A 9,479-nucleotide genomic window follows, 5' to 3' on the forward strand; every position below is an offset into this window, starting at 1 on the left:
GGGGGGGGGGGGGGGGGGCCCCCCCCCCGCCCCGGCGCCCCCCGGGGGGGCCCCCCGCCGGGGGGGGGGGGCCCACGGCCCTTGTCTCGATGTGAAGTCGCTGGCCCTTCGGGGGCCTTGCGGCGACGGCTACCAGCGGTACCAGCGTGAGCGCCGGGCACCGCCCGTCGGCGTGGCGCGCATCACGAATCCCAGCAGCCACACGACGAGCACGACCACTGCGATCCACCACAGCGCCTTCACGGCGAAGCCCAGACCGAACAGGAGCAGGGCCAGCAGAAGTACCAGCAAGATGGGAAGCATCTCGTCACCTCCGCACGACGAGTCCCCCGTATGCGCGCGGCTACACCCTCGGACAATGCGCGTGCCGCTGCGGAAGGATCACGCCCCCGCCGTCGGCAGGCATTCCTCGGCCGCGGCGAGGATCTCGGTCACACGCAGACCGAGGCGTACGTCCCGGGGGTCGGGCCGGCCGGTCTCCGCCGCTTCCAGCAGCGCGTCCACGGCCCGTACGAACGCGGGCACCGGCCCGGCGTCGTCCCGCTCCGGCGCGGTCTGCACGCCCGGCGTGCCGTGCAGTTGCAAGGTGACCCCGGAGGCCTGCGGCGGAACGGTGTGGCTGAGGGTGCAGGTGCTGGAGGCCCCCGAGGCATGCCGCAGCGCGAGGTGCACGGTGTCGCCCGGGCCGCGCGCGGCCGTGACGGCGCCGGGCGCCGCCGGGTCCACGTCGCCCAGGACCGGCAGCAGCATCGACAGCGCGTGCGGCCCGACGTCCCACAGCGCACCCTTGTCGCCGCGCCAGGGCGAGGCCGCGTACGGGGTGTCGGCGCCGGCGAAGACCGGCGAGAGCCAGTCGGCGCGGCCCAGCAGCCAGCCCTCCTCGCCGGCCCGCTCGGCCAGCCAGCCGGCGGTCTCCTCGCGGAAGCGCAGCGTGAAGAAGACCACGGAGGCCACCCCGGCGCGCTCCACCGCGGCCACCACCCGCCTGGCGGCGGCCACTTCGGTGGCGACGGGCTTGTCCAGCAGCAGATGGCAGCCGGCCGCGGCGGCGCGCTCCGCGAGCGGCGCCTGCACGTCCGGCGGCAGTGCGACGGCGACCGCGTCGCAGTCGGCGAAGAGGGCGTCCACGTCGTCGTACGCGCGCGTGGAGAAGCGGTCGGCGAGCGCACGGGCCGCCTCGGGACGCCGGCCCCACACGCCGGCGATCTCCGCCCGCGGATGTGCCTGGAGTCCGGGGCCGTGCGCGCGTTCCGCCCAGGGGCCGGTGCCGAGGAGTCCGAATCGCATGCGCAGAGTCTACGATCACGCCCTGCGCCGCAGGCCGGCCGCCCCGTGCTGCCGCCGCGGACCGGAACCGGACGGGCCGCGCCCCGCCGCATCGGCCCCCCGCGTCACTCCTCCGGGCGCGCCCGGCTGGGCTGTACGCGCTTCGGCTCGCCCGCCATCTTCGGATGGTCCGGCGGGTAGGGCATGTCGCCCTGGCCGTGGTCCTGCTCGTGGCGCGCGGACAGCTCCAGCAGCGAGGTGATGTCGAAGGCGTGGTCGTCCATGTCCGCGTGCACGTCGCCGACCTCGGCGAAGCGCTTCGGCATGGTGACGAGGTCGAAGTCGTCCGGCTCGGCGTCGTCCACCTCCTCCCAGCGCAGCGGCGCGGAGACCGGCGCGTGCGGGTGCGGCCGCACGGAGTAGGCGGAGGCGATGGTGCGGTCGCGGGCCATCTGGTTGTAGTCGACGAAGACCTTCTCGCCGCGCTCCTCCTTCCACCAGGCGGTGGTGACGTGCTCGGGCATCCGCCGCTCCAGCTCCCGCCCCGCGGCGATCACCGCGCGGCGCACCTGCACGAACGTCCACCGCGGCGCGATCGGCACGAACAGGTGCATCCCGCGGCCGCCGGAGGTCTTCGGCCAGCCGGTGAGCCCGTGCTCGCCGAGGACGGCGCGCATCTCGTGCGCGGCGCGCACGGCGTCGGCGTAGTCGGTGCCGGGCTGAGGGTCGAGGTCGATGCGCAGTTCGTCGGGGTGCTCGGTGTCGCCGCGCCGCACCGGCCAGGGGTGGAACGTCAGCGTGCCGTACTGGGCCGCCCAGACGACCGCCGCCGGCTCGGTGGGGCACATCTCGTCCGCGTAGCGGCCGCTGGGGAAGGTGATGCGGGCGGTCGGGATCCAGTCGGGCGTGTTCTTGGGCGCCCGCTTCTGGAAGAAGGACTCACCGCTTATCCCCTCGGGATAGCGCTCGAGGGTCGTCGGCCGGTCCCGCAGCGCCCGTACGATGCCGTCGCCGACGGCGACGTAGTACTGCGCGAGGTCGAGCTTCGTGTAGCCCTTCGCCGGGAAGAAGACCCGGTCCGGGCTGGACAGCCGCACTGTTCTGTCGCCCGCCTGGAGCTGAATCGCTGCACCCATGTGCGCAACGGTAAGGCGGATGTCCGAATCCCGCCTTACCGTTGCGCACATGGATCTGCCGGTGATGCCCCCCGTGAAGCCGATGCTCGCCAAGCCGCAGAAGAAGCTCCCGCCCGGGATGCTCTACGAGGCGAAGTGGGACGGCTTCCGCGCCATCGTCTTCCGCGACGGCTCGGGCGACGGCGCCGTCGAGATCGGCAGCCGCACGGGCAAGACGCTCACGCGCTACTTCCCGGAGCTGGTCGAGGCGCTGAAGGCGAACCTGCCCGAGCGGTGCGTCGTGGACGGCGAGATCGTCATCGTCCGCGGCGACCGGCTGGACTTCGACGCCCTCACCGAGCGCATCCACCCGGCCGAGTCGCGGGTGCGGATGCTCTCCGAGCAGACGCCGGCGAGCTTCGTCGCGTTCGACCTGCTCGCGCTCGGCGACGACTCGCTGCTGGACACGCCCCAGTCCGAGCGGCGCGCGGCGCTGCTGCGCGCGCTGGCCGACGCCCGGGCGCCGGTGCACATCGCGCCGGCGACGCTGGACCCGGCGGTCGCCGAGGAGTGGTTCCAGCAGTTCGAGGGCGCCGGGCTCGACGGGATAATCGCCAAGCCGACCGACCTGCCGTACCGGCAGAACGAGCGCGTGCTCGTCAAGGTCAAGCACGAGCGCACGGCCGACGTGGTGCTCGCCGGCTTCCGATGGCACAAGTCGGGGCCCGTGGTCGGCTCCCTGCTGCTCGGCATCAACGACGACAAGGGCGTGCTCCAGCACGTGGGGGTGTGCGCGGCGTTCTCGATGAAGCGGCGGGCCGAGCTGGTCGAGGAGCTGGCGCCGCTGCGGATGGACACGCCCGAGGAGCAGGCGGCGCACCCGTGGGCCGACTGGACGAAGGAGGACGCGCACGAGTCGGCGCGGCTGCCGGGGGCGCCGAGCCGGTGGAGCGGGCAGAAGGACCTGTCGTGGGTGCCGCTGCGGCCCGAACGGGTGCTGGAGGTGGCGTACGACCACATGGAGAACGGGGCCCGCTTCCGGCACACCGCGCAGTTCCGCCGCTGGCGCCCGGACCGCACCCCGGAGAGCTGCACGTACGAGCAGCTGGAGGAGCCGGTGAAGTACGACCTGCACGAGGTGCTGGCCACCCGCGGGCAGGAGTGAGCGCACGGCACCCCGGCAGCTGAAGGGAACCATCCGGTCAGCCGGAGTTGGCCTCCCGGCCCCGCCGTCTTCGCCGGGCCCCGGCACCATGTCTCCATGGATGCCACCGCCCTGGCGCGCTCGCTGTTAGAGCCCGTCCCCGCCCACCGCACGGCCGGCCTCACGGTGCTGCGCGCCATCGACGGCGCCGCCGAGGTCGCCGTCGAGGCCCCCGGAGTGCTCGGGAACGTCATCGGTTCGCTGCACTCCAGCGGCCTGGCCACGCTCGTCGACGCGGCCGCGCTGGCCGCGATCCTCTCCGCCGGCGACGCGCCCGGCGAGCTGGACGGCGTGCTGCCGCTCGGCGCCTCCGCCTCGTTCGAGTACCTGGCGCCCGCCCGCGGCCGGCTCATCGCCTCCTGCAAGCTCAGCTCGTCCGCCGCCCAGGTGCTGCGCCCGGTCCTCGCGGGCACCGCCGACCGGGCCCGCATCAGCACCCAGGGCGTCGTCACCGACGAGCGGCACGCGGTGGTGTGCCGCGGCGGGTTCGAGTGGAGCGTACGCCGCGTCACCCGGACGGCGAGGATCCGCCCGGGCGGCTGACGCCCCGCGCCGCCCGGCTCGGCTCCGCCGTCCGGCTCAGCTCTGCGCGGCCTTGGCGAACTCCGCCAGGAACGCCTCGCCGAACGGCTTCAGGTCGCCGGGCTTGCGGCTGGTGACCAGGGTGTTGGGTCCGTCGGCGCAGATCTGGACCGGTGCGTCGACCCAGGTGCCGCCCGCGTTGCGGATGTCCGTCTGCAGGCTCGGCCACGAGGTGAGCGTGCGCCCGCGGACGACGTCCGCCTCGACCAGCAGCCACGGCGCGTGGCAGATCGCCGCAACCGGCCTGCCCGTCCGGAAGAACTCCCGGGCGAAGGACACGGCGCCCTCGTCCGTCCGCAGGAAGTCGGGGTTGGCGACGCCGCCCGGCAGCACGAGCGCGTCGTACTCGTCGACGGTGGCGTCGGCGACGACCTGGTCGATCTCGAAGGTGTCCGCCTTGTCCAGGTGGTCGAACCCCTGTGCCCTGCCCGGCCGGGTGGAGACCAGCCGGGGGGTGTGGCCGGATTCCACGACGGCCTGCCAGGGCTCGGTCAGCTCAATCTGTTCCACACCCTCGGGGGCGACGAGAAATGCGATGCGCATACGGGCACGTCCTTTCGACGATCACGGTGTTCCAGGAGCACGGTGCGTGCTGCCGATGATCACCTCCGGCCTCTTCCCGGGAGCGGGACCCGCGGGTACCCGGCGTGGCGTGGTCGAACACCCCGCGGCGGGCAGGCGGGGCATCCGGGGCCGGACGGGAGTACCCGCCCGGCGCGTCGTGGACGGGGTGAACGGGGGGCCGCGAGGATGGGGGCATGGGAGCGACGCTGCCGACGGTCATGCGGGCCTGGGCCGTCACCGCGAAGGGCCGGCTGGAGCCGGTGGAGCTGCCGGTGCCCGTGCCCGGGCCCGACGAACTGCTGGTCCGGGTGGAGGCGTGTGCGGTCTGCCGTACGGACCTGCACGTCCGCGACCACGACCTCCCCCCGCACCGGACGCCGGTCGTCCCCGGCCACGAGGCGGTCGGGGAGGTCGTCGCAGCCGGCGCCGCCGCCGAGCGCCGCGTCGGGTCCCGCGTCGGCATCCCCTGGCTGCGCCACACCTGCGGCCGCTGCCGGTGGTGCGAGCGGGGCCGCGAGAACCTGTGCCCCTATTCGCGCTACACCGGCTGGGACGCGGACGGCGGCTACGCCCAGTACGCCGTGGTGCCCGCCCCGTATGCGTACGCGCTGCCCAAGGAACCCGCCGCCGAGGACCTGGCGCCGCTGCTGTGCGCCGGGATCATCGGCTACCGCGCCCTGCGGCTGGCGGAGCTGCCGGCCGGCGGCCGGCTCGGCCTCTACGGCTTCGGGGGGTCCGCGCACCTGACCGCCCAGCTCGCCATCGCGCAGGGCGCCGAGGTGCACGTGCGCACCCGCTCCCCGGAGGCCCAGCGGCTCGCGCTGGAACTGGGCGCCGCGACGGCGGCGGGGGACCGCGAGCCGACACCGGAGCCGCTGGACTCCGCGGTGCTGTTCGCGCCCGTCGGCGAGCTGGTGCCGGTCGCGCTGGCGGCGCTGGACGCCGGCGGCACGCTCAGCGTGGCGGGCATCCACCTCACCGCCATCCCGGAACTGGACTATGAGCGGCACCTGTTCCGTGAGCGCGTGCTGCGCAGCGTCACCGCCAACACCCGTGCCGACGGCCGGGAGTTCCTCGCCGCCGCCGACGCGCACGGGGTGCGTGCGACCGTCACCCCGTATCCCTTCGACCGCGCGGACGCCGCCCTCGACGACCTCGCGGCGGACCGGGTCAGGGGTGCGGCGGTGCTGCGGATGCCCGCCGGCTGACCACCGGCGGTCGCCGGGTCAGCCGCGCGGTACGTAGACCACCCACACCTGGCCCTCCGCCAGCGGCATCGGGTCGCCGTCCGGCGTCGTGAACACCGTGCGGTCCGCGGCCGTCGGCCGGTCCCACTCCGCCGCGTACGCGCGGCCGTCCCGCAGCACCGTGGCCTCGCCGGATCCGACGGTCTCGGTGAACGGCGAGTTGTTGCCCCACCGGTCGCCGAACCCGCCCTTGCGGATCACCGTCTCCTGGAGCACCACCGTCGGCGGTGCGAGCCGTTCGCCGCCGCTGGTGGCCGGGGTGCCGTCCATGGAGACCTCCCAACCGCGGCTCCCCGCCGACCAGTCGAAGGTGAAGCTGGCGGCCGGCATGTCCACCGTGCGCGCGTCGGTCCTCCGGCCGCCGGCCGGCGCCTCACCGGTCTCGTACAGCGACGCGGCGTTCATGTCCGCGAGTTCGGGTGCGGCGTCGGTGACGCGCTCGGGGCGCAGGTAGAGGTTGTGGGGGAGGGGCCGGTCGGTGCCGCGGAAGTACGCGCCGGGCAGCTGCTCGGGCGGCACCGGGCGCAGCGGGGCGCGGTTGATGAACGGCTTGAGCTTGGACTGCGCGCCGGAGTACGCGAGCACCGGGTCGTCGTACTGTGCCAGCAGCTCCAGGTCCGTCTCGCGGGCGCTGCGCACCGGCCCGACGACGTCCGGGAGCCCGGAGGCGTAGACGGCGAGGAAGCGGCTGATGCCGGCCTCGACCCGCTCCACGTGCACGACGTCGGCCTCCTCCAGGCCGGTGTGCGGCCGGGCGGGCGCCGCGTTGTCCAGCTTCACGCCCAGCACCGGGCCCTCGGGCGCGGGCGGTTCCTCGGCGGGTGCGGGAGGGTCGGACGCGGACGGGGAGGCGGGGGAGGAACGGGCCTGGGGGCGGTGCGCCGGCTCCTCGGTGCCGCCGTGCGACCGGGCGAGCAGCACCGCGGTGACGGCGACCGCGGGCACCAGGAGTGCCGCCGCTGCGGCCGCATGCTTCTTGTTCAACGAACCCCCCACTCGGCGTACTACCGGTGACCTACCCGCCCCGGCGGCCGTCTACCGCGGCGGTGGCCGGGGTCTGTGCCCTAGCGGGAGAGCTGGTCGGCGACGACGAAGGCGAAGCCGGCGGCCAGCACCGCCATCGCGACGCGGGTGCGGCCCGCGCGGCTGAGCATGATCGCGGTGCCGGAGAGGATGAGCGCGCCGCCGTAGAGCGCGAACGTCAGCAGCGACGGCCCGCTCCGGAACCGCACCACCATGGCCACGCCGACGGCCACCATCACGCCCGCGGAGGTCAGGGCCCGCACGCGGCGCGCCTGCCGCGGGGTCAGCCGGGGCGGCGGCGGTTCGTCGGCTTCCTCGTCGTCGAACAGGGCGTCCGGGTCAGCGGCGCCGGGCGTGTGGGGGTCGCCCGCGTCGCTGCCGGTCGTGTCTATGCCGGTCTTTCGTGTCTTTCCGGTCAATTCGGTCTCGTCGAGGCCCGTGTCGTCGATGTCCGTGTCGTCGCGGGAGGTCATGTGCGCCGAGCGTAGTCGCCCGGCCGCGGCACGGGAGGGGCGGGCCGCGATCCGGTCCGGGATCCGCCGCGTCGCGGGCCCGGCGAAGTTCCGAACGGCAGGTCTTACGAGTTCGTGGATGGTTGGCGGTGGGGGGCGGGGATGGCGGGGTGGCTCGTTGTTCAGGTCTGCTGTTTCGATCTCCTGAACCTTCTCTCCGCCCACGGCGACAGCGAGGACGCCCGATCCCGGTGGCGATCGAGACTCCGCGCGGCGTGCGCGCCCAGCAGGACGCCGTTACCGCTGTGTGTGTTTGCGGCGGGCCGTGCGCCCGGGAGCGACTGTGCGGCAGCCGGTTCCCCGCCAGCGGGGGACCGGCTGCCGCACGGTGCAGGTGGTTGCGGGTGTGGTCAGTGGGCGGCGGCGGTCTCGGGGTCCTCCGTCTTGTCCTGGTTTTCTGTGGTGGTGGGGGTGGGTGTGTTCGGGCCGCGCAGGATGATGTAGACGAACAGGACGGCCATGACGGCGGTGCCTACCCACAGGGCTTGCTGCCATCCGTCGATGTAGGACTGGCGGGCGATGTCGATCAGGTCGTTGGCGCTGGAGCCTGCGTTGGGTGATGCTTCCAGGGCGGTGGCGATGCCTTCGCGGGCGGGGTCTGCGGCCTGTTCGGGGATGCCGTCGAGTTTGTCGTCGATGGCGTTGCTGTATCCGGCCGACAGGATCGCGCCGAGCATGGCGATGCCCAGGGCGGTGCCGAACTCGCGGGTGACGTCGTTCAGGGCGGAGGCGACGCCCTGTTTCTCACGCGGCAGGGCCAGGGTGATGGCCTCGGTGGAGGGCACCATGGCCAGGCCCATACCGAAGCCCATGACGACGATGCCGGGCAGGATCGACAGGTAGCCGTTCTCGACGGAGACCAGCAGAGCTATCAGCGCCAGGCCGACACCGGTCAGCGCGATACCCGCGGACATCGTCGCCCGCGGACCGGCCTGCACGGACAGCCTGGGAGCCAGCCCGGAGGCCATCATCATCGTGACGGCCATGGGCATGAGCGACGCCGCGGACAGCAGCGCCGACCAGTCGAGCACGGCCTGCAGGAACGGGAAGAGGACCACGAAAATACCGGACTGGACACCGAAGACCACGACCAGCGTGATCGAACCGCCGCCCAGGCCCCGCTCCTTGAACAGACGCACATCCAGCAGCGAGGCGTCCCGGCGGCGCAGCTCCCAGACCACGAAGACCGCCCCGAAGATGAGACCGACGACGAGACTGGCCAGGGTCAGGCCCGAGGTCCAGCCGCGATCCGGCCCCTCCTGAAGACAGAAGATCAAAGCAGCCACGGACACCACGGAGATCAGAGCACCGGTGGTGTCGAAGCGGTGACCGGAACGCTCATGGGAGTTGGGCACCGACTTCAGCGTCAGCGCCAAAGCCACCACGACCAGCACGATCGGCAAAGCGAACAGCCAGCGCCAGTCGGCGACATCGACAAGGAAAGCGGACAGGAACATACCCAGGATGCCGCCACCACCGGCGACACCCGTCCACACCCCGATCGCCTTCCCCCGCCGCTCCTCGGGGAACGTCGAAGTGATCACAGCCAGAGTGATGGGCATGATCGTCGCCGCGCCGACACCGCTGGCCACCCGCGCACCGATCATCACCCCGGCAGACGGAGCGAACGCCGCCACCACATTCGACACACCGAAGACCAGCAACGAGCCGATCAACATGGGCTTACGGCCCACCCGGTCACCGATCGCACCGAGCGGCAACAACAACGCAGCCAACGCAAGCGTGTAGATGTTGATAATCCACAACACCGTGCTCTGCGACGTCTCGAAGTCGACCGCCATCTCCGTCTGGGCCACGTTCAACCCCGACACCGACGCAATGACAGCCATCAACGCCATCGAGACAGCGACCAGGATCACACGCAGACGACGCGCATCCAACACACCCCCGCCGCCCCCATCACTCCCATCAACAGACACCGCCTGCTCAGGATTCGTACTCATGG

General features: G+C 73.1%; 10 protein-coding genes. 3 read left to right on the forward strand and 7 right to left on the reverse strand.

Annotated features, from left to right (window positions below):
- Window positions 1–129: 129 nt before the first annotated feature.
- The 3 genes from LG396_RS38505 to ligD form a co-directional block, all read right to left on the reverse strand.
- Window positions 130–303 (reverse strand): hypothetical protein, encoded by a 174-nt coding sequence (locus tag LG396_RS38505; RefSeq protein WP_018840830.1) that lies wholly within the window; start codon window positions 301–303, stop codon window positions 130–132.
- Between the two features lie 78 nt (window positions 304–381).
- Complete coding sequence (locus LG396_RS38510; protein WP_225798271.1) at window positions 382–1,287, reverse strand: Gfo/Idh/MocA family protein; 906 nt, start codon at window positions 1,285–1,287, stop codon at window positions 382–384.
- A gap of 104 nt (window positions 1,288–1,391) precedes the next feature.
- On the reverse strand, window positions 1,392–2,402 hold the full coding sequence (ligD, locus tag LG396_RS38515; protein ID WP_051642890.1) for a non-homologous end-joining DNA ligase: 1,011 nt from the start codon (window positions 2,400–2,402) through the stop codon (window positions 1,392–1,394).
- A gap of 49 nt (window positions 2,403–2,451) precedes the next feature.
- On the opposite strand from ligD, the gene LG396_RS38520 reads away from it, so the two are divergent.
- Together LG396_RS38520 and LG396_RS38525 are read left to right on the forward strand one after the other, a co-directional pair.
- On the forward strand, window positions 2,452–3,546 hold the full coding sequence (locus tag LG396_RS38520) for an ATP-dependent DNA ligase (protein ID WP_027746010.1): 1,095 nt from the start codon (window positions 2,452–2,454) through the stop codon (window positions 3,544–3,546).
- A 96-nt stretch (window positions 3,547–3,642) separates the two neighbouring features.
- Window positions 3,643–4,128 carry a hypothetical protein gene (locus LG396_RS38525; protein ID WP_018840834.1) on the forward strand — a complete coding sequence of 162 codons (486 nt, stop codon included), beginning with the start codon at window positions 3,643–3,645 and terminating at the stop codon, window positions 4,126–4,128.
- Window positions 4,129–4,164: 36 nt separating this feature from the next.
- Here the strand turns inward: LG396_RS38525 and LG396_RS38530 are convergent, their stop codons facing one another.
- Window positions 4,165–4,710, reverse strand: coding sequence for a type 1 glutamine amidotransferase domain-containing protein (locus LG396_RS38530; protein ID WP_018840835.1), 546 nt, complete (start codon window positions 4,708–4,710; stop codon window positions 4,165–4,167).
- Between the two features lie 239 nt (window positions 4,711–4,949).
- Between LG396_RS38530 and LG396_RS38535 the strand changes: the two genes are divergently transcribed.
- The gene (locus tag LG396_RS38535; RefSeq protein WP_199790423.1) at window positions 4,950–5,939 is read left to right on the forward strand and encodes a zinc-binding alcohol dehydrogenase family protein; all 990 of its coding nucleotides are present in this window, start codon (window positions 4,950–4,952) and stop codon (window positions 5,937–5,939) included.
- Between the two features lie 18 nt (window positions 5,940–5,957).
- Here the strand turns inward: LG396_RS38535 and LG396_RS38540 are convergent, their stop codons facing one another.
- The 3 genes from LG396_RS38540 to LG396_RS38550 form a co-directional block, all read right to left on the reverse strand.
- Window positions 5,958–6,962, reverse strand: coding sequence for a DUF3048 domain-containing protein (locus LG396_RS38540; RefSeq protein WP_225798272.1), 1,005 nt, complete (start codon window positions 6,960–6,962; stop codon window positions 5,958–5,960).
- An 80-nt stretch (window positions 6,963–7,042) separates the two neighbouring features.
- Window positions 7,043–7,474 (reverse strand): hypothetical protein, encoded by a 432-nt coding sequence (locus tag LG396_RS38545; protein ID WP_225798273.1) that lies wholly within the window; start codon window positions 7,472–7,474, stop codon window positions 7,043–7,045.
- Window positions 7,475–7,863: 389 nt separating this feature from the next.
- A complete protein-coding gene (locus tag LG396_RS38550) occupies window positions 7,864–9,477 on the reverse strand; it encodes an MFS transporter (RefSeq protein ID WP_130457415.1) in 1,614 nt (537 codons plus the stop codon).
- Window positions 9,478–9,479: the final 2 nt, after the last annotated feature.

It is taken from the genome of Streptomyces aculeolatus (assembly GCF_020400605.1).
GTDB lineage: Bacteria > Actinomycetota > Actinomycetes > Streptomycetales > Streptomycetaceae > Streptomyces > Streptomyces aculeolatus.

Excerpts from the sequence above, each read along its gene's own strand:
- LG396_RS38525 (WP_018840834.1), top strand. The coding sequence starts at position 3,643 with ATGGATGCCACCGCCCTGGCGCGCTCGCTGTTAGAGCCCGTCCCCGCC.
- LG396_RS38550 (WP_130457415.1), bottom strand. The coding sequence starts at position 9,477 with ATGAGTACGAATCCTGAGCAGGCGGTGTCTGTTGATGGGAGTGATGGG.
- LG396_RS38510 (WP_225798271.1), bottom strand. The coding sequence starts at position 1,287 with ATGCGATTCGGACTCCTCGGCACCGGCCCCTGGGCGGAACGCGCGCAC.
- LG396_RS38505 (WP_018840830.1), bottom strand. The coding sequence starts at position 303 with ATGCTTCCCATCTTGCTGGTACTTCTGCTGGCCCTGCTCCTGTTCGGT.
- LG396_RS38535 (WP_199790423.1), top strand. The coding sequence starts at position 4,950 with ATGCGGGCCTGGGCCGTCACCGCGAAGGGCCGGCTGGAGCCGGTGGAG.
- LG396_RS38545 (WP_225798273.1), bottom strand. The coding sequence starts at position 7,474 with ATGACCTCCCGCGACGACACGGACATCGACGACACGGGCCTCGACGAG.
- LG396_RS38520 (WP_027746010.1), top strand. The coding sequence starts at position 2,452 with ATGGATCTGCCGGTGATGCCCCCCGTGAAGCCGATGCTCGCCAAGCCG.
- LG396_RS38530 (WP_018840835.1), bottom strand. The coding sequence starts at position 4,710 with ATGCGCATCGCATTTCTCGTCGCCCCCGAGGGTGTGGAACAGATTGAG.
- ligD (WP_051642890.1), bottom strand. The coding sequence starts at position 2,402 with ATGGGTGCAGCGATTCAGCTCCAGGCGGGCGACAGAACAGTGCGGCTG.